The following is a 19,271-nucleotide window of genomic DNA, read 5'->3' as shown; positions in this document are numbered from 1 at the left end:
AAGACATAGCTTTTTTGCTATGATGAGTATCGTAAGTATGGACAGGAGGAGTGGAATGTATGGCAAGACCCGTTGTGGCAATTGTCGGACGACCGAACGTGGGTAAATCCACCATTTTCAATCGGATCATCGGCGACAGACTGGCCATTGTGGAAGACAAGCCGGGCATTACCCGTGACCGCATATATGGAATCGGTGAATGGAACGGTAAACCATTTAGTATTATTGATACAGGTGGTATCGAAATTGATGGTGAAGATGTAATTTTAAAATCGATTCGGATGCAAGCAGAGCTCGCGATTGAAGAAGCGGATGTTATTGTATTCATGTGTGATGCAAAAGCAGGTATTACGCAATCGGATGAAGAGGTAGCAGAGATGCTCTACCGCTCAGGCAAGCCTATTGTTGTAGCCGTTAACAAAGTGGATAATATCGGACGAAGTGAGCTCATTTATGAGTTTTATGGATTTGGTTTCGGTGATCCCATTGGCGTATCCGGAAGTCACGGTACAGGTGTAGGTGATTTGCTTGATGCAATTGTGGAGAAGTTGCCAGAACTTGAGGAAGAGACTTACGATGAAGATGTTATTCGTGTAGCTCTGATTGGACGTCCTAATGTGGGTAAATCTTCACTGGTGAACGCGATTTTGGGAGAAGAGCGTGTCATTGTAAGTGACGTGGCTGGAACGACCCGGGATGCAATTGATACACCTTTTGAAAAAGACGGCCAACGTTACGTGCTGATTGATACAGCAGGTATGCGTAAGCGTGGTAAAGTATATGAAACAACTGAGAAATACAGTGTAATGCGTGCGATGCGTGCGATTGAGCGTGCAGATGTTGTTCTGATTGTCATTAATGGTGAAGAAGGCATTATTGAACAGGACAAGCATATTGCAGGATATGCATTCGAAGCTGGTAAAGCGTCATTGTTTGTTGTGAACAAATGGGACGTAGTAGAGAAGCATGACAAAACGATGAAAGAGTTTGAGAGAAAAATTCGGGATCACTTCCTGTTTATGACTTATGCTCCGGTCGTATTCTTGTCAGCCCTCACAAAACAACGCTTACAAAAACTGTTGCCGGTTGTGCAACGTGTAGCAGAGCAACACTCGTTACGTGTGCAGACACATCTGCTTAACGATGTGGTGTCTGATGCGGTTGCGATTAATCCTCCGCCAACGGATAAAGGACGGAGAATGAGAATTAACTATGTGACTCAGGTTGCAGTTAAACCGCCGACCATGGTTATTTTTGTGAACGACCCTGAGTTGATGCACTTCTCATATGAGCGCTATCTGGAGAATAAAATCCGTGCAGCGTTTGATTTCGAAGGAACACCAATTCGCATATTTACTCGGAAGAAGTCCGACGAAAGTTAGGGGAGAAGTGTGTGATTTTACAAATCGCAGCGATTGTACTGAGTTATTTACTCGGTTCGATCAGCTTTAGTGTCCTCCTTGCCAAAGCGATACGGGGGATCGATATTCGTCAGCACGGAAGCGGAAACGCGGGAGCTACCAATACGTTGCGTATTTTGGGTAAAGGACCGGCAATTGCTGTTCTGTTACTTGATGTACTTAAGGGTGTTGCAGCTGTATGGATAGGAATCTGGCTGAGTGACGGATCTGCCTGGATTCCTGCACTCAGTGGTATAGCAGCCATTGCAGGACATAACTGGCCGCTTTACTTCCATTTTCGTGGAGGAAAAGGCATTGCCACAGCCATTGGTGTTCTGGTGAGTCTTGCTTTCCTACCTGCGTTATGTGCTGGGGTGATCGCCATTCTGTCTATTGTATTGACACGCTATGTTTCATTGGGGTCTCTGATTTTTGTAGCATTTACACCCATCTTTATCCTGGTATTACCCGGATATTCAATGAATATCTTCTGGGGGAGTCTGATTATTTGTCTGTTTGCGTTCTGGAGACATCGTACCAATATTGCGAAGCTCGCCAAAGGACAGGAAAATAAATTGGGATCGAAAAACCCTGGAGGGGGTAAACGAGTTGTCTAAAAAAGTTGCTGTTCTGGTCGCTGGAAGCTGGGGGACAGCTCTGGCCAGTGTACTCGCCGCCAATCAGTTGGACGTGATGATGTGGACACGTGGTGAAGACCAGGCTAACGAAATCAATAACAAGCACACCAATACTCGCTATCTTCCGGATGCGGAGCTTTCACCACGGATCCAAGCAACAACTGATATGGAAGCTGCGGTGGAAGGCGCTATAGCTGTGTTAATTGTTGCGCCTTCATCAGCCATGCGTGCAGTTACGAACCAGCTTAAGGCTTATTACAAGCCTGAGATGTTAGTCATTCATGCAACCAAAGGTTTTGAGACAGAAAGCCTCAAACGGATGTCCACAGTCATTTCAGAAGAGCTTGAATGTGAAGAAGGACGTGTGGTTGTTCTTTCTGGCCCAAGCCATGCGGAAGAAGTGGTGAAGCGTTGTCCAACGACAGTGGTTGTAGCTTCACTGGATAAGGCATCTGCTGAGTCTGCCCAAGCTTTGTTTATGAATGCCTATTTCCGGGTTTACACGAATCGGGACATGATTGGTGTTGAGCTTGCAGGCGCATTCAAAAATATCATTGCTCTTGGTGCAGGCATGTCCGATGGTCTTCAATTTGGTGATAATGCCAAAGCCGCTTTGCTAACACGAGGTCTGGCAGAGATCACACGTATTGGTGTTGAGATGGGAGCAAATCCGCTAACGTTTTCGGGACTTGCCGGCATCGGGGATCTGGTTGTAACGGCTACAAGTCAGCACAGTCGGAACTGGAGAGCAGGTTCCATGTTGGGTCAGGGACAGAAGTTGGATGATGTTCTGAAGTCTATGGGCATGGTGGTAGAAGGCATTCGAACTACGCAAGCTGCCTATTTCATCTCACAAAAATACGGTGTGCAAATGCCAATTGCGGATCAGTTATATCACGTTTTATTCCAGGAGAGACAGCCGCGTGATGCGGTTGAAGCCTTGATGGGACGTGACCCGAAGACTGAAATGGAAGTCATGAAGCTTGAAACCTGGGAGCAGTGGCATTCCTGATTGTAATCAGCCTAAACGTACCTTGTGAAATAAGAAGCTTATTCACCTTTTCTGTAGCAGACTCATACTATACACATGAGTATTGCCGGAGGAGGGGAGACGAATGGGTAACAACATTTCCAAAGATGCACTGAATGCAATCAACAAGAAAACGGGTAAAACGATAACTGAAGGTGCCGTTAAGAAATTGGCAAGCACGGTGAAACCAACGACGATTCAGAATGAAGCTCAGTTGCGCCAATTGATCAAACAAGTATCCGCCATGGCGAAAGTTCCGGTATCTGAGGATACGGTTAAGGATATTGTGAGTGCGGTCAAGAAAAGCGGATTGAATCCGAGCAGTATGGAATCGTTAATGAAAATGATGATGAAAAAATAATAGATCACACCTGCATGTACAGGTGATCCAGTAAGACAAAAAGACGAGTCGGCTTCTGCCGGCTTGCTTTTTTGTCTTTTTTTTGGAAAGTTGAGCTGAATTTCGTGTTATAATGGTTGCAATTGTCACAGTGTCAGTGATGAATATCGGACTGAAGGGGAGACTGCTGGATTATGAGCGCAATGGACAAGATGTGGCTGTCATTGGTGGCCATCCTCATTATGGGATTATCTGTATTCCTGATTACGTTTGCTCGTGCCAAAACAAAAGGTATTGTACGGGGGATTCTTTCTCTAATTGCATTTTTGATTATGCTGATTGGCTTTTTCGGTGGAATCGCTTCTCTGACCTGATTTCCCATGCCTGAAAGATAACATCCGCATAAGCACATCATAAGAACTGACACAATGAACACGGATGAGGGGAGTGTGAGCCTATGGGGCCGCATGATACGGAGGGTCGGACAGAGCGTTATCCGGAATTACACGCGGCTTTGCTGGAAACGGCCAAAGCCTGGAACACACAGCCACAGACATGGTTACTTGGAGGAAGTTGTGGGTTGCTGCTTCAAGGGGTGGAGTTGCAACAAGCTCCAAGAGATATTGATATCTATGCGGATGTTGCTGCTGCTAAAGAACTTCACCGTAGCGCTCCGGGGGAAATGCTTGACGAGCCTACAGTGGACAAGACAGGACCGTATGCTTCTCTGCTGAGCCACTATCAAGTGGGTGAATGTGCGCTGGAATTGGTTGGTGGTTTCGAAATATGGGCTCGCAAAAGTTGGTACCGTATCGAGATTGAACATGTACTTGCTCCACATGCACCAGTAGCACAAGTAGGTTCATATACCCTGCGACTGATGCCGCTTGCGCATGAGCTGTTGTTTAATCTGCTGCGAGGTCGTGAAGATCGTTATGTACCCATTGCGACACAGATGCGTCAGCAACCACATGCACATCAACCTATAATGATGCTGTTAAGTCAACAGAATGTATGGACAGCCCGCTTCAGAGCCGAAGTGGAAGAGCTTGTTGGCTTTGCATGGCCCCAGTAGGTTGAGGGAGGAAAATGATGGACTATAAGATAACTTTTTTACCTATGAACAAATCGATAGCGCTCAAACCAGGGGCAACACTTCTGCATGCAGCACGACGTGCTGGAGTCAAGATTACGACCCGATGTGATGGTAAAGCGGCTTGCCTGATGTGCAAAGTGAACGTGGATGAAGAACATCGGGCGGAACTGTATCCACCAACAGATGCAGAAAAGCGCAAGCTGGGTTCACTGTTGGAAGCAGGTACACGACTGTCCTGTCAGGCCAAGGTGTGTGGATCTCTATCGGTTCATGTTCCAGAGGACCCGCTGAAGGCAGCCATTCGGAAACAACTGGAACGTCAACAACAGGAAGACGACTGGTTCTGAGCGTTATGAAATTGATTCTCTAATGAGTTATTCAAGGAGGACACGAATGATTAGGAACAAGCCAAATTGTGTTGAAAGAAGCAGACGGCAGCGTCTGAAACATCAGACGGGTGGTCTGCTGTTATTCCTGTTGTTTGCTTTTACAGCAAGTGGTTGTATGTATCCATCCCAGAGCAATTCGGACCCAAAGATAGCCTATCGGGAAAGCGTGAGCCGTATCCAGAGTGCGGTCGAGGCATTCCAGAAAGATGAGGGGATTTTGCCAATCATCAATGCAGATATGGAAACGCCAAAATATGAAAAGTTCAGAGTGGATCTGCCCAAGTTGAAACAACTGGGGTATCTGGATGAAATACCAGGAACCGCTTTTGAAAGTGGTGGGAGCGCTTACTTCCTTATTCAGGACGAAGAAGTGAATCCGACCGTTAAAGTGATGGATCTTCTGACTGTACAGAAAGTAAACGATGTGCAACGAATGGTTAATCAATATAAGTCCGTACATAACAATAAGCTGCCAGGTGGGGAAGAACTGTATCCGGGGTTATATGCTGTGGATATGGAGCAGGCTGCACAGGCGGGCACACCTTCCATTACGCTGAATAGTGTATATTCAGGTCAGGCGTTACCTTTTATGATGGATGACGAAGGCAAAGTCTATGTAGATTATGCTTTTGACATTATGCAGGCAGTGGAAAAGTCTGACATGTCCCCAGCAGACACTGAAGATGTTCGCGATTTTCTGTTGGAACACTCCTACTTCGTACCCGTTAAATCGGTTCCCTATGCTTGGCAAAATAATGCGCCGATTGCCCAGCCCATAAAATAAGCATGGTTGCAATTCAAATGATTTAGGTGTAGGACCGCCATGGCTCTAATGGTTCAAAAAGAGATATTCCAAATAAGGGATATCTCTTTTTTCTTTTGTTAGTATCAGCAATAACCGTCATAAAAGCTTCACGGATCACATAAAGTAGATTGAAATAAAGACGCGCAGTCCGAGATCGGGGGATTCTCCTAATGTCATCACCATAAGATAAAAAAACAAAAATACGCGTCATATTGCCGCATACGGATACATAAGATGATACTAGTCCAATTGCATGTACGAGTTAACGCCGCTCTCGCCGGTTTCATCAGAATGCAACGTTCGGCGGCGGACGACTTCCGGGCACTCACAAAGGCGGCTCTACCGTTGCAGGGATTTCAGTCTTCTGATTGAAAAAACGAAGCGGATGCTCTTTAGCATTTTTCCTTCGGAGTAATTTAGGGAGGGGATTTCATTGGAGAAAGTGGACATTTTTAAGGACATAGCTGAGCGGACCGGAGGGGATATTTATCTCGGGGTTGTCGGCGCAGTCCGGACGGGAAAATCAACATTTATTAAACGATTCATGGAAACCACTGTATTGCCAAACATCACAAACGAGGCTGACCGTGGTCGAGCGGTGGATGAACTTCCACAGAGTGCAGCAGGTAAAACCATCATGACTACCGAACCAAAATTCGTACCAAATAACGCAGTCCAGATCAAGGTGGCAGAAGGACTCGATGTCAATGTGCGTCTTGTGGATTGTGTAGGTTACGCGGTGGAAGGAGCCAAGGGATACGAGGATGAGAATGGTCCACGCATGATCTCCACGCCTTGGTTCGAGGAACCAATTCCATTCCAGGAAGCCGCCGAGATTGGTACTCGCAAAGTTATTCAGGAGCATTCTACACTGGGTGTTGTGGTAACAACAGACGGCACAATCGCCGAAATTGCCCGCAGCTCCTATGTGGAATCTGAAGAACGGGTCATTGCGGAATTAAAAGAAGTGGGTAAACCGTTTGTCCTGGTCATCAACTCGACTCGTCCTCGCAGTGAAGAAGCCCTGCAATTACGTAGTGAGCTTGCAGCCAAATACGACATTCCGGTGATGACACTCAGTGCAGCGACCATGACGGAAGATGATGTGACAGGTGTACTTCGTGAAGTGCTCTATGAGTTCCCTGTGCATGAAGTGAATGTAAACTTGCCGAGCTGGGTTATGGTACTGAACGAGACTCACTGGCTGCGCAGCAACTATGAAAATTCCGTACGGGATACCGTTAAGGATATTCGAAGACTTCGCGACGTGGATCGCGTTGTTGCTCAGTTCATGGAATATGAATTCATTGATCGCGCAGGCCTGAGTGGCATGAATATGGGGCAGGGTGTAGCCGAAATTGACCTGTATGCGCCAGATGAATTGTATGATCAGATTCTCGTGGAAGTGGTCGGAATTGAAATTCGCGGTAAGGATCATCTGCTGCAATTGATGCAGGAATTCTCGCATGCGAAGAGGGAATATGACCGCTTCGCAGAAGCGCTGGAGATGGTCAAAACGACCGGATACGGCATTGCTGCTCCATCTCTTGCAGAGATGGCTCTGGATGAACCTGAGCTCATTCGTCAGGGCACCAAATTTGGCGTACGCCTAAAAGCAACGGCACCGTCCATTCACATGATCCGGGTTGATGTGGAATCGGAGTTTGCTCCAATCATCGGTACGGAGAAACAAAGTGAGGAACTGGTGAGATATCTGATGCAGGACTTCGAGAACGATCCAATCAAGGTATGGGATTCAGACATGTTTGGTCGTTCGTTGCACTCCATCGTGCGAGAAGGTATTCAGGGAAAAATTGCCATGATGCCGGATAATGCAAGATACAAATTGCAAGAGACGCTGGGAAGAATCATTAACGAAGGTTCGGGCGGCTTGATCGCTATCATTCTGTAAGACATCAAAAGACCGTAAGGGGGCATCCCCTCGCGGTCTTTTTTATATGATTTCTTTATTTTGGATGAAATGGATAGGAAGAATAGTGCTTTCGAAAAAACTTAGCGAGTTTTAGCTTTAAATTGCTAAAACCCATTTACATACTAGGGATTAGCCGTTATATTAATATTCAACTATTGTGATCGAGATCACAGAGAGTGGACAGGGGGAGACAGAGATGAAAAGAAAAGAGACAAAATGGGTATGGTTGAGTGTGTTATTAGTATTTACATTGGCGCTGTCCGCTTGCGGAATCAAAAAAGAACCGGCAGCAACTCCGGCTTCGGGTGCAACAGATGATACACCAAAAACGGAAGCAGTTACAGGCCCTCTAAGCGGCAAGCGGATTGCACTTATTATGGAGTTTAATACAGGTACTTTCTCGCAGCAATATGTACAGGGTGTAAAAGAAGAAATCGAAAAATTCGGTGGAGAACTGACAACGTTTGTTGCCGATAATGACAAAGCAAAGATGGTATCCTTGCTTGATAGCGCTATTAACCAGAAATTTGATGCCATTCTCACGGATCACGGTGATTCCCTATTAGAGCCAGGCGTGAAGAAGGCAGTAGAACTGAATATTCCAGTGGTCGTGTTTGACGCAGCTATCAGTGTTCCAGGAGCCACAGTCCTGTCGCAGGATGACCAGAAGATGGCTGAACTGACGCTGGAGCAAATGAAAAAAGATATCAATGGACAAGGTAATATTGTAAAAGTATGGGTAGCTGGTTTTGCACCGATGGAACGCCGTCAGATTGCATACGGTGAATTCATGAAAGCAAATCCGGACATCAAGGAAATAGCTACATTCGGTTCTGCACAGAACCCGGCGCTGGATACTCAAGCCAAAATGGAAGCTATTCTCAAGCAGTATCCAAAAGGTGAGATTACAGCTGTATGGACTGCATGGGATGAGTTCGCCAAAGGTGCAGCCCGTGCGATTCAACAAGCTGGACGTGATGAGATCAAAGTGTATGGTATTGATATGAGTGACGAGGATCTGCAAATGATTCAGGACCCGAAAAATCCTTGGGTAGCTTCCGCTGCTGTTGATCCAACGGATATTGGTCGCGTCCAAGTACGTTATGCTTATCAGAAACTGAACGGGGACGAGACCGAAGATGCAGTTGTTCTAAACCCGGTCTATGTTCAACGTGAAGCTCTGCCAGATAAACAAATCTCCACTTCGGAGCTGTCAGAGTTCGTTGAAGGTTGGGGTGGCAGCACACAAGGAATCAAGGACTGGATGAGCGAATACGGAATTACTGCTAAATAAGCAGCGTAACGGAAGCGCGCCGCAAGGCGCGCTTTTTCAAACATAATGAAGATATGTGTGGTCTGAAAAAAGGGATGCTCCCGGAAGGGAACGATTGGAGGTTAACATCATGAGCACTGCACCGATTCTGCTTCAAATGGAACATATCCACAAGCAGTTTTCAGGTATTCCTGCACTGAAGGATGTGGATTTCTCTGTAAAAGGCGGGGAAATTCACGCGCTGCTGGGTGCCAATGGTGCCGGTAAGAGCACGTTAATGAAAATTCTGTCTGGTGCCTATCCATTGGATCAGGGTACGATTCAATTGAGTGGACAAGCGCTTCATTTAAGTTCTCCGGGAGACGCTAAGGCAAGTGGGATTCACTGTGTCTATCAGGAAGTGGATGCAGCATTGGTGCCACAGCTGACGGCTGCGGAGAACATCATGTTGGATCAGTTGGCTTCATCTGCTGGAGGTTGGTGGAAAAGTCCACGAAAATTGCAACAGCGTGCGGTTGAGGCGTTGAAGCAATTAGGAGCAGACATATCTGTTCACCAAAAAGTGGCCGATCTGACACTTGCAGAGAAACAGATGATATTGCTGGCGCGGATTTTAATTCAGGATGCCAAGGTCATCATTTTTGACGAACCGACTGCACCGCTGAGTCAGGAAGAAACGGATGCATTTTTCCGAATTGTTCATCTGCTGAAGGATCGGGGTGTAGCTTGTATTTTCATTACCCATCGCCTTGCTGAAGTGACGGGTCACTGTGATCGCGTTACGGTTATGAGAGATGGGCAACACGTATTTACTGGTGAAGCAAAGGGACTTACGATCAACGATTTGGTTACACAGATGCTGGGCAAACCATTCGAAGAAGAGTTTCCGAAGACGGAAGCGCCCGTGGGAGAGCTGTTATTGGAGGCACGTGGGCTTCGTCGTGGAGTGAAAGTCAAAGGTGTTAACCTCTCTGTACGCCGAGGTGAAGTCCTCGCTGTGGTGGGTCTGGTAGGCGCGGGTAAAACGGAAAGTTCACGTTTGCTGATTGGTGCAGATCGGCTGGAGGGAGGCGAGATCCGGCTTAACAACCGTAACCTCCGCTTGTCTCAGCCTGCGGATGCGGCGGCTCTGGGGATCGTTTCTGTACCGGAGGAGCGACGTAAACAAGGAATCCTGATCCAGGAGAACGTGGAACGGAATTTAAGTCTGCCTTTGCTAAGCCGTCTTAGTACATTAGGTTTCGTAAGCCGCAAGCGGGAACGTCTGAATGCAGAGTCATTGGTGAAACAGCTCGGAATCAAGACATCGTCCGTGAAACAGGAAGTGAAATATCTAAGCGGTGGTAATCAGCAGAAGGTAGCCATTGGTAAATGGCTAAATGCGGATGCGGATGTATTTATATTTGATGAGCCAACCAAAGGCGTAGATATTGGGGCAAAAAGTGACATTTTCCGTATCATCAATGAACTGGCTTTGGCGGGCAAGGGTGTAATCTATTTCACCTGTGAACTGGACGAAGGCATGGGAATTGGTGACCGAATCGCTGTCATGTGCGAGGGTGTTATCGTAAAAGAGTTCAAACGAGGCCAGACTAACCAAGAACAGCTGCTATACTATGCAAGCGGTGGACAAGAGGTGCAATCATGAAGGATAAATCACTAGATTTTGCGTTCCGTTACGGGGCAATTATAGTCATCATAGGTGTTATCGCATTTTTTGGCATTAAATTGCCTTATTTCTTTACGTACAGTAACTTGACCGATATTTTGGGCTCGATCTCTATCGTTACGTTTGTAGCGATCGGTGTTACATTATCTCTCATTGTTGATGGATTTGATCTCTCGGTTGGGGCGACTGTCTCATTAACTACCGTCGTTACTGCTTCGTTAATGATTTGGTATCAACAACCACTGGCAATTGTAATTATTGTGCCACTAATCATTGGAGCTGTTATTGGTTTACTGAATGCTTTGCTCATTGTAAAATTGCGTATTCCGGATTTGCTCGCCACCCTTGCCACGATGTACATCATCGGAGGTATTCACAAAACGTATGCACAGGGATATACCATTTACAATCACATGCAGTTCCCTGATGGGAGTAAAGCTGCGGGAGAGATGGACCCGACATTCCTGCTTATAGGGCAGGGTAAATGGCTGGGTATGCCTATATCAGTTATCATGCTACTTATTGCCGTAATAGGTGTGCATATCTTTTTGACGTATACGAAATATGGTCGCCAGATGTACATTACAGGTGGTAATGAGGAAGCTGCACGGTTGTCTGGAATCAAGGTGAAAAAGGTGCGTACACTCGCCTATGTAGCCGCTGGAGTGTTTGCAGCAATCGGGGGTATCATCTATGCTTCCAAAGTAGGATCTGGTCAAATTGATGCGGGATCACCGTTGTTAATGGAATCCGTAGCTGCAGTATTTGTCGGTTTCTCTGTGTTTGGCGCGGGTAAACCAAATGTCATCGGAACCTTCATCGGTTCGGTTCTGATTGGTGTACTTGTGAACGGTTTAACAATGATGAACGTACAGTATTTCACACATGATATTGTAAAAGGTGGGGTTCTCGTGCTTGCCCTGGCGGTTACATTTTACGTCTTAAACCGCAACCGGACTTGAAATTGTGGGCTGTCTGTATTAGTATGAAATTTGTTCGGCGTCTGAAATGCCCGTGGTTTCAGACGACATTCTGCCGAAAATGACTGTTGACCGCAGGCGGAGATTTGTGTTCAGCGCTCAAGATGTACGTAGATTTTTTGCGTATGAACGTATATTTCGCTATAAAACGGAAACACAGTATAACATTCAGGACATTGATACAGGAGGTGAAAAACAAATGAACAAATCAGACTTGATTACACACGTATCTGAAGCGACTGAATTGTCCAAGAAAGATGTAACGAAAGCGGTTGATGCCGTATTCGAAGCAATCTCTGAGGCTCTTCAAAGCGGAGATAAAGTACAATTGGTTGGTTTTGGGAACTTCGAAGTTCGCGAGCGCTCTGCACGTAAAGGACGCAACCCGCAAACAGGTGAAGAAATCGAAATTCCTGCGAGCAAAATTCCTGCATTCAAACCAGGTAAAGCGCTCAAAGACGGAATTAAATAAGATTTCTACATATTCCATATGTCGACAAAAAGACCGTGACTTGTTCACGGCCTTTTCTTTTGCCCTTTAACGATGATTCTTGCGGCTATCCGAGTGCTCAGGATCCTCCGGTTGCCCGATATAAGCAACCAGAATCAGTTCTTCGCCCGCAGCTGCAGACAGATGCTGTTCGATTTCTTTTAACTGATGAATATGCTCGTCTGTAAGTGCGGCAGGGGTGTACTTCATGCAAATTCTCCTTTCTGTAGCTGTATAACTGTAGTATGACCCTAGGGTAGCCGATTCTTGCGGTTCATCCGTATAAGGCGCAGGTTGACAAATGAAACAATCTTAATCATCATTAACGCTATCGAACTAAAGAAGGGGACATGCGTGATGGATCATCCAACCGGCAATGATTATATTGTAATTAAGGCAGAGGAAAATGGTGTCCAGGTGATCGGATTAACCCGAGGTCAGGATACACGTTTTCACCACACCGAGAAATTGGACAAGGGTGAAGTGATGTTTGCCCAATTTACCACTCATACCTCAGCTATTAAAATCCGGGGCAAAGCCACGCTGATTACCAAGCATGGACAGATTGAATCGGAGTAATGGACAGATTGAATACATTTAAATGAAGATTGCAGGCATAGCCTGCTTTTTTTCATTGTACAATGAGGTATGAGCCTTTACCGGACAGACTACACTAACAGGTAAAGGCAGGGAGGCGTATATGAAACCGCGGATGATTGTTACTGCTTCAATGCTGGCAACGGTTGCGGCGGTCTTTCTGCTTGTTGCGATACAAACCTTACATATGCGTACATGGGGCGGGGACAACGTACAGCCTGCCTCTGCATCAAATCATCCAGTTCAGCTAACGAATGACAATCTGGTTGATGTGCTAAGTTCCATGCAACTATCAACTCCCATTGCAAGAGTGGAATGGAAACAGTCCATTTTGACGTTGGACCTCAAAGTTAAAGGAACGGGTACAAGTTACACTGAAATCTATGAGAACATGGCAGCTGTGGCGGATCTGGGCTTTCGGAGTCTGGATAACGTGGATCAGGTGCTGCTACGTGTAATGGCAGAAGATGAATGGATGCATAAACGACATCTGTTGCTTGCTGCTGATATTCGGCGTGGAGAGTGGCCTCTGTATGCGATTGAAACATTACGGAACTGGAAAAGTGCGGCCTTTTCAGATGAATTGAAGGACTGGTTTCATTTGATGGAGACCGAACTCTGGAAGAAGCAATTCGAAATGACAAGTCAGGGGTAATAGAATAGCAGGATTCAGTGCGTGCCCGTTCAACATATGCTATAATATATAAGATTGTAGTGCAGAAATGGTTTAACAATGTTAAGGCTCGGAGGCTGAGAATGAATTCATATCGCGTACCCCAACTAGCAAAGAAATATACGGATTACGACATGATTCGACAACATACGGAAATCCCATCATTTCCGGATAGCCGGGCACGTCTGTTGCAGGTATTTGTGGGCCGCACAGACGAAAAGGTGCATCAAGAGTTATATGCTCTTGCAACTTCGCTCGTTCAGTTGGCCATGGATACGCATGATCGAATCGATACCATTTCCGGTGAGCGGAGAGAGCAGGAGATGCGTTCACGCCAGTTGAATGTACTCGCCGGGGATTATTTAAGTAGCCGTTTTTATCAATTGCTTGCCCAAGCGGGCAGAATTGAAATGATTGGCAAACTCAGTGGTGCTGTATCCGGAGTGAACGCACGCAAGATGACGCTGTATGAACGGATGAAGAAGCTTCTCGTTTCGGCTGATGAATACTTGCGTGTAACGGTACAGCTGAGGATGCAGCTGTTTCTTTCATTTACAGGCATGATTCAACATAACGAAGAGTCATTATGGAACAGCCTGTTGACCGAATTCAGCTCCTGTGAAACGATCGTGGAAGAACTGAAGCGGATGAATGACGCAAAACAATATCTTCACAGCTATGCATATTGGCACATATACGAGCATGGTAATGACGATGAGCGCAGTGTGCTACGTCAGTCTGAACCGGACGCACGTGCATGGAACGCTATGGTGCTGAAGCATAGGGTTGGCGAGGTTTTACTGGACAAGCTTCGCGAGTGTACACACCGCATTCAACTGTTGTTGCAAGACGAGGAAGGGCGGATGGGCTTGCATGAGATACATGCAATTCTAGAGCCTTACTTGGCATATTTGCAGCCTTCACATGCGGCAGTAAGGGAAGATTGAGGGGGAGACAGACGAATGGGGAGCGGAGAGACCAAACCGAAAGAAGAATATGTCCATTCGGTTTTTCAGAGTATAGCCGGAAAATATGATGTCATGAATGATATTTTAAGTTTCCGCAGGCATAAGGCTTGGCGTAAATTCACCATGAAAAAGATGAATATGTCCAAAGGCGATACCGGTCTTGATTTGTGCTGCGGCACATGTGACTGGACGCTTGCTATGGCAGAGGCAAGTGAAACGGGGCACATGCACGGACTTGATTTCAGCAGCAACATGCTGGAAGTCGGTCAGACAAAGATCAATGCGGTGCAACGTCAAAAGCAGATTACCCTGACACAGGGAAATGCCATGTCACTTCCTTATGAAGACAATTCATTTGATTATGTGACGATCGGGTTCGGGCTGCGTAACGTACCTGATCTCAGACAAGTGTTGTCTGAAATGAAACGTGTTGTCAAACCGGGCGGTATGGTTGTGTGCCTGGAATTGTCCAAGCCAACATGGCAGCCGTTCAAAGGCATTTATTATTTTTATTTTGAGAAGGTTTTACCGAATCTTGCCAAAGTGTTTGCTAAAAGTTTTGAGCAGTACAAATGGCTGCCGGACTCACTGGCCATTTTTCCGGGAAGGCAGGAACTGGCAGATATTTTTGCAGAAACTGGATTACAACAAGTGCAGGCCTACCCTCTGACCGGAGGTATAGCGGCACTGCATATTGGAACCAAGGAGAATCAGCATGTTTAGGAAAATTCGCATCTTTTTAGAAATGATCAAGATTGAACACACGCTTTTTGCTTTACCTTTTGCATTTATGGGGGCCATTCTCGGCTCCATGGTAGTGAATGATACCTTCCCAAGCTGGATGCAGATCATGTGGGTATTGCTTGCGATGGTCGGCGCACGTAGTGCAGCTTTTGGTTTGAACCGAATTATTGACCAAGCGATTGATGGCAAAAATCCGCGTACCGCGATGAGAGCCATCCCGGCAGGACTGTTGAAAAATGGGGAAGTTGTTATATTTGTCATTATCTCATTTATATTGTTATTCTGGGCCTCATCCAATCTTAATGTATTATCCATGCAGCTGTTGCCTATTGCTGTGTTTATGTTGGTACTGTATTCGTACACCAAACGATTCACATGGTTATGCCACGTCGTTCTCGGAATGACGATTGGTTTGGCACCACTTGGTGGCTGGGTAGCTGTAACAGGAACGATGGATTGGACAGCGATTGTGCTGTACGTTACGATTGTGTTCTGGACAGCGGGCTTTGATATTATCTATGCATGTCAGGATCTGGAGTTCGATCAGGGAGAGGGGCTTCACTCCATACCTTCCCGTTTTGGCCTGGTTAAATCCTTGCAGATCGCCAAGTTCTTCCATGTGATTACTGCAATTGGTTTTCTTGCGTTATTGTTGATGACAGATCTGAGCTGGTGGTATGGCGCAGGCATGTTGGTGACGTATGGAATTCTGTTCTATCAACACTATATCGTATCGCCTAATGATATGAGCCGTGTTCAAACGGCGTTTTTTACCATGAACAGTTTGCTTAGTATAATCGTATTTACGTTCACTCTTATTGATCTGGCGGTGAAATAAATGGTGCAGCAGCCGGACAATAAACGACTGGTTGTCGGAATTACCGGAGCGAGTGGCAGCATATATGGCATTCGATTAATTGAAACGCTGCTTGATTTGGAATATAACGTTCATCTGGTCATATCCAATGCAGGGTGGCGTGTACTGAAAGAAGAATTGGACTGGGATGTGACGAATCGGGACGCGGTGCTGGAAGAAAAATTCGGCAACCGTGCCGGTTCTCTGATCTATCATCCTGTGAGTGATATAGGGGCCTCCATTGCAAGTGGTTCTTATCTGGCCGACGGCATGATTATCATGCCATGTTCTATGGGAACTCTTTCGTCCATCGCGCAGGGATCGTCGGATAATCTGATGTCTCGCGCAGCCGATGTTATGATGAAAGAGGGAAGGACATTGATCCTCGTACCACGTGAGACGCCTCTTCATGCAATCCATCTGGAAAACATGCTGAAGCTTTCTCGTCTTGGTGTACGAATGATACCGGCTATGCCTGCTTTTTATTACAAACCTCAAACTATGGATGAGTTGATTCTGTTTTTGGTGGGGAAAGTGCTGGATAGCTTGCGCATCCCACATCAACTGTTTACAAGATGGGGAGAACCGGATGAACGGGGATAACGACTGAGTTCGATACAAGGCTGTTTTTTGCCAAAGTGTTGCTCGGTTTATTTGTCCCCCGAATCCCGGGGTATTGGTGAGTGCTGATGGTGAGTCTTCATGAACCACAGTCTTGACCCATGCTCCGGCAACTTCTGTATTTTGTTTCAGAACAAGTCGCAGAGTTTAATTTTCGGGTGTCGGCTATGACATTCGGAGAAGAAAAATACGTTAGATTACCTTATAGAAAAACACAAGCAAGAACGGTAAGCCGGGTTTTTCGTAATGCCTGCAGGCCCGACTTGCTGGAGGGGAAGGTAAGCATGAATTTATGGACTGACAATACGCTGATACGGGTGAACGAATGAAACTATTGGATATTTTCGGGTTGTTAAAAAAGGACATGGATTACATTGAGAAAGAATTGTATCGCAGTGTTCGAGGAGAACAGAAGCTGCTGAGTGAAACGTCACTTCATTTGCTCAAAGCAGGAGGAAAACGGTTACGGCCCGTTTTTGTGTTACTTGGTGGGAAATTTGGTACATACGACATTGAACGTCTGAAGCTGGTTGCGGTTCCGCTGGAACTCATTCATTCGGCATCCCTCGTTCACGATGATGTTATTGATAATGCGGAGACACGCCGAGGTAAACCTACGGTGAAGTCAAAATGGGATAATCGGATTGCCATGTACACTGGAGACTATATCTACGGTAAGGCACTTGAAATGACTGCCGGATTATCCGATCCAGCTATTCATCGTATCCTTGCCAAAGCCATGGTACAGATGTCCATTGGTGAGATGGAGCAAATTCGGGACTTTTTCAATACGGGACAAAGTGTTCGTAATTATCTACTGCGGATTCGCCGCAAAACAGCACTTCTGATTGCGGTTAGCTGTCAGTTAGGGGCATTGGCTACACGTGCGCCTGAGCATGTATCTTCCCTGCTGTATACGTACGGATACAATGTGGGGATGGCTTTTCAGATTCAAGATGATGTACTTGATCTGGTAGGTACCGAGAAACAACTTGGCAAGCCACCTGGCAGTGACATGAAGCAAGGGAATATTACTCTTCCTGTACTTTATGCTCTGGAAGAATCCGATCTGCGGGAACCTTTACTTAAGGAGATTTCCCGTGTCCAGCATGAAGAAGGACGGGCAAGTGCATCGGATGCAATTGGAATGATTCGCCAAAGTCAAGGAATTGCTAAAGCAGAAGCCCTTGCTGACCGATATATGAAGAAAGCGCTCGATGCTCTCGATCAGCTACCTAACATCAAGACGACCAAAAACCTGCGTGATATCGCTCATTTTGTGGTTAAACGTACGCATTAAACTTTGTATGACCTTCGACTCTCGGCTTGCTCATACCCAAAGATGAACAGAACTGTGAGATTCCTCATTGGGAGGATTTGGACATGTATGTTACAATCATAGGGATTGCGTTTACATAGTGATTAACTTTGAACCGTGAGTGAGGAGTGAGCTGATGGATCGTACATTTTTGATGGTGAAGCCGGATGGTGTGCAGCGTGGATTGATCGGTCGAATTATTAGCCGTCTGGAAGACAAAGGATTTAAGTTGGTGGCAGGCAAATTGGTGCAGATGTCTGAGGATCAGGCAAAACGCCATTATGCTGAACATGAGGGCAAACCGTTTTTCGATGATTTGGTTCGTTTTATCACATCTGGGCCTGTATTTGCCATGGTGTGGGAAGGCGACGATATTGTGGCGCTTGCGCGCATCGTCATCGGAAAAACCAATGTGAAGGAAGCAGCTCCGGGTACCATTCGCGGAGACTTCGCCAGCCACACACCACATAATCTGATTCATGGGGCAGATTCACCGGAAAGTGCTTCCCGTGAAGCAGCCAATTTCTTTGCTTCAGATGAACTGGTGGTATACGACAAGAGCATCGCAGCCTGGTTGTAATTATTAGCCAAAAGGGTGATACACGATGCTGGAGCAAGAACAACTACTAGACCCGGATTACACCGGATTCATTCGTAAAATCAAAGAGAGCACAGGCATTGATCTTGCTCAATACAAGGAAGGCCAGATGAAAAGAAGGCTGACCACACTTCGCAACAAAAACGGGTTTCATACATTTTCTAACTTTTTTGATGCTATGCAGAAAGATAAATCATTGTTCTACGAATTCCTTGATCGTATGACGATTAACGTGTCGGAATTCTGGCGTAATCCCAATCGTTGGGAAGTGCTGCGGGACGAGATCCTGCCTGAACTGCTGGGGTCCAAGCGTCGTGCTAAAGTTTGGAGTGCGGCCTGTTCAACAGGTGAAGAACCTTATACACTCGCCATGATTCTGGACACGATGGGTATTTTGAAGGACAGCTCCATTACGGCAAGTGATCTGGATGAAGGTGCATTGGCCAAAGCCAAGGAAGGGCGTTATATGGAACGCTCACTTAAGGATGTGCCAAAGGAAACGGCGAACCGTTACTTCAAGCAGGATGGCTTGGTATACCGTATTGATGAGCAACTCAAAAATTCGATCAAGTTCATGAAACAAAATTTGCTGGTGGACCGTTTTGACGATGGGTACGATCTGATTGTGTGCCGAAATGTCATGATCTATTTTACCGAGGAAGCCAAAAACCTGTTGTATCACAAATTTGCAGCAAGTTTGCGTCCAGGCGGTATTTTGTTTGTGGGTAGTACGGAGCAGATCTTCTCCCCGGGACAATATGGTCTGGAGACAGCAGAGACATTCTTCTATCGGAAAAAATAATGATAATGGTTGTTGAGCCGTCTGAAGCACATGTACATGTGTTCAGGCGGT

General features: G+C 46.1%; 23 protein-coding genes. 22 read left to right on the top strand and 1 reads right to left on the bottom strand.

Annotation, left to right across the window (positions count from 1 at the left end):
* Positions 1 to 59 precede the first annotated feature (59 nt).
* The 13 genes from der (at position 60) to hbs (ending at position 12,025) form a co-directional block, all read left to right on the top strand.
* On the top strand, positions 60 to 1,382 hold the full coding sequence (gene der / locus QNO02_RS19065; RefSeq protein ID WP_076209907.1) for a ribosome biogenesis GTPase Der: 1,323 nt from the start codon (positions 60 to 62) through the stop codon (positions 1,380 to 1,382).
* A gap of 11 nt (positions 1,383 to 1,393) precedes the next feature.
* Entirely contained in the window at positions 1,394 to 2,017 is a 624-nt protein-coding gene (gene plsY / locus QNO02_RS19060) for a glycerol-3-phosphate 1-O-acyltransferase PlsY (RefSeq protein ID WP_076209908.1), read from the top strand.
* Positions 2,010 to 3,050, top strand: a complete 1,041-nt coding sequence (locus QNO02_RS19055; RefSeq protein ID WP_036607707.1) for an NAD(P)H-dependent glycerol-3-phosphate dehydrogenase — start codon at positions 2,010 to 2,012, stop codon at positions 3,048 to 3,050. Before plsY ends, QNO02_RS19055 begins: the two co-directional genes overlap by 8 nt.
* Positions 3,051 to 3,153: 103 nt before the next feature.
* A complete protein-coding gene (locus QNO02_RS19050; protein WP_017687687.1) occupies positions 3,154 to 3,429 on the top strand; it encodes a stage VI sporulation protein F in 276 nt (91 codons plus the stop codon).
* A 173-nt stretch (positions 3,430 to 3,602) separates the two neighbouring features.
* Positions 3,603 to 3,782, top strand: a complete 180-nt coding sequence (locus tag QNO02_RS19045) for a DUF2768 family protein (protein WP_017687688.1) — start codon at positions 3,603 to 3,605, stop codon at positions 3,780 to 3,782.
* Positions 3,783 to 3,865: 83 nt separating this feature from the next.
* Entirely contained in the window at positions 3,866 to 4,483 is a 618-nt protein-coding gene (locus QNO02_RS19040) for a hypothetical protein (RefSeq protein ID WP_091028916.1), read from the top strand.
* Between the two features lie 17 nt (positions 4,484 to 4,500).
* The gene (locus tag QNO02_RS19035) at positions 4,501 to 4,851 is read left to right on the top strand and encodes a 2Fe-2S iron-sulfur cluster-binding protein (protein WP_091028919.1); all 351 of its coding nucleotides are present in this window, start codon (positions 4,501 to 4,503) and stop codon (positions 4,849 to 4,851) included.
* A gap of 46 nt (positions 4,852 to 4,897) precedes the next feature.
* On the top strand, positions 4,898 to 5,677 hold the full coding sequence (locus tag QNO02_RS19030) for a YphF family lipoprotein (RefSeq protein ID WP_091028921.1): 780 nt from the start codon (positions 4,898 to 4,900) through the stop codon (positions 5,675 to 5,677).
* Between the two features lie 454 nt (positions 5,678 to 6,131).
* Positions 6,132 to 7,610 carry a stage IV sporulation protein A gene (gene spoIVA, locus QNO02_RS19025; protein ID WP_289389673.1) on the top strand — a complete coding sequence of 493 codons (1,479 nt, stop codon included), beginning with the start codon at positions 6,132 to 6,134 and terminating at the stop codon, positions 7,608 to 7,610.
* Positions 7,611 to 7,827: 217 nt separating this feature from the next.
* Positions 7,828 to 8,925: a sugar ABC transporter substrate-binding protein gene (locus QNO02_RS19020; protein WP_091028924.1), complete on the top strand. Its 1,098-nt coding sequence runs from the start codon at positions 7,828 to 7,830 to the stop codon at positions 8,923 to 8,925.
* A 109-nt stretch (positions 8,926 to 9,034) separates the two neighbouring features.
* On the top strand, positions 9,035 to 10,552 hold the full coding sequence (locus QNO02_RS19015; protein WP_289389672.1) for a sugar ABC transporter ATP-binding protein: 1,518 nt from the start codon (positions 9,035 to 9,037) through the stop codon (positions 10,550 to 10,552).
* Positions 10,549 to 11,535: an ABC transporter permease gene (locus QNO02_RS19010; protein WP_017687695.1), complete on the top strand. Its 987-nt coding sequence runs from the start codon at positions 10,549 to 10,551 to the stop codon at positions 11,533 to 11,535. Before QNO02_RS19015 ends, QNO02_RS19010 begins: the two co-directional genes overlap by 4 nt.
* A gap of 217 nt (positions 11,536 to 11,752) precedes the next feature.
* Complete coding sequence (hbs, locus tag QNO02_RS19005) at positions 11,753 to 12,025, top strand: non-specific DNA-binding protein Hbs (protein WP_024630670.1); 273 nt, start codon at positions 11,753 to 11,755, stop codon at positions 12,023 to 12,025.
* Positions 12,026 to 12,091: 66 nt separating this feature from the next.
* On the opposite strand, the gene QNO02_RS19000 is transcribed toward hbs, so the two are convergent.
* Positions 12,092 to 12,253 (bottom strand): hypothetical protein, encoded by a 162-nt coding sequence (locus QNO02_RS19000; protein WP_165980214.1) that lies wholly within the window; start codon positions 12,251 to 12,253, stop codon positions 12,092 to 12,094.
* Between the two features lie 147 nt (positions 12,254 to 12,400).
* Here QNO02_RS19000 and mtrB point away from each other — a divergent pair, with 147 nt between their 5' ends.
* From mtrB to QNO02_RS18955, 9 genes are all read left to right on the top strand, one after another.
* The gene (gene mtrB / locus QNO02_RS18995) at positions 12,401 to 12,622 is read left to right on the top strand and encodes a trp RNA-binding attenuation protein MtrB (protein ID WP_017687697.1); all 222 of its coding nucleotides are present in this window, start codon (positions 12,401 to 12,403) and stop codon (positions 12,620 to 12,622) included.
* A 121-nt stretch (positions 12,623 to 12,743) separates the two neighbouring features.
* The gene (locus QNO02_RS18990; RefSeq protein ID WP_289389670.1) at positions 12,744 to 13,295 is read left to right on the top strand and encodes a hypothetical protein; all 552 of its coding nucleotides are present in this window, start codon (positions 12,744 to 12,746) and stop codon (positions 13,293 to 13,295) included.
* A 101-nt stretch (positions 13,296 to 13,396) separates the two neighbouring features.
* Positions 13,397 to 14,260: a heptaprenyl diphosphate synthase component 1 gene (locus tag QNO02_RS18985; protein WP_289389669.1), complete on the top strand. Its 864-nt coding sequence runs from the start codon at positions 13,397 to 13,399 to the stop codon at positions 14,258 to 14,260.
* Positions 14,261 to 14,275: 15 nt separating this feature from the next.
* Positions 14,276 to 15,004 carry a demethylmenaquinone methyltransferase gene (locus QNO02_RS18980; protein ID WP_017687700.1) on the top strand — a complete coding sequence of 243 codons (729 nt, stop codon included), beginning with the start codon at positions 14,276 to 14,278 and terminating at the stop codon, positions 15,002 to 15,004.
* Entirely contained in the window at positions 14,997 to 15,863 is an 867-nt protein-coding gene (locus QNO02_RS18975) for a UbiA-like polyprenyltransferase (protein WP_091028934.1), read from the top strand. The genes QNO02_RS18980 and QNO02_RS18975 overlap by 8 nt, the downstream gene beginning before the upstream one ends.
* A complete protein-coding gene (locus tag QNO02_RS18970) occupies positions 15,864 to 16,484 on the top strand; it encodes a UbiX family flavin prenyltransferase (protein ID WP_017687702.1) in 621 nt (206 codons plus the stop codon).
* Between the two features lie 343 nt (positions 16,485 to 16,827).
* Positions 16,828 to 17,802: a polyprenyl synthetase family protein gene (locus tag QNO02_RS18965; protein ID WP_017687703.1), complete on the top strand. Its 975-nt coding sequence runs from the start codon at positions 16,828 to 16,830 to the stop codon at positions 17,800 to 17,802.
* 154 nt (positions 17,803 to 17,956) lie between these two features.
* Complete coding sequence (ndk, locus tag QNO02_RS18960; protein WP_017687704.1) at positions 17,957 to 18,400, top strand: nucleoside-diphosphate kinase; 444 nt, start codon at positions 17,957 to 17,959, stop codon at positions 18,398 to 18,400.
* A 25-nt stretch (positions 18,401 to 18,425) separates the two neighbouring features.
* Positions 18,426 to 19,220: a CheR family methyltransferase gene (locus QNO02_RS18955; protein WP_091028937.1), complete on the top strand. Its 795-nt coding sequence runs from the start codon at positions 18,426 to 18,428 to the stop codon at positions 19,218 to 19,220.
* The last annotated feature ends 51 nt before the right edge of the window (positions 19,221 to 19,271 follow it).

Origin of the sequence: Paenibacillus sp. PK1-4R, assembly GCF_030369595.1 — a bacterium.
Classification (GTDB): Bacteria; Bacillota; Bacilli; order Paenibacillales; family Paenibacillaceae; genus Paenibacillus.
This window is presented reverse-complemented; position numbering and strand designations above follow the sequence as displayed.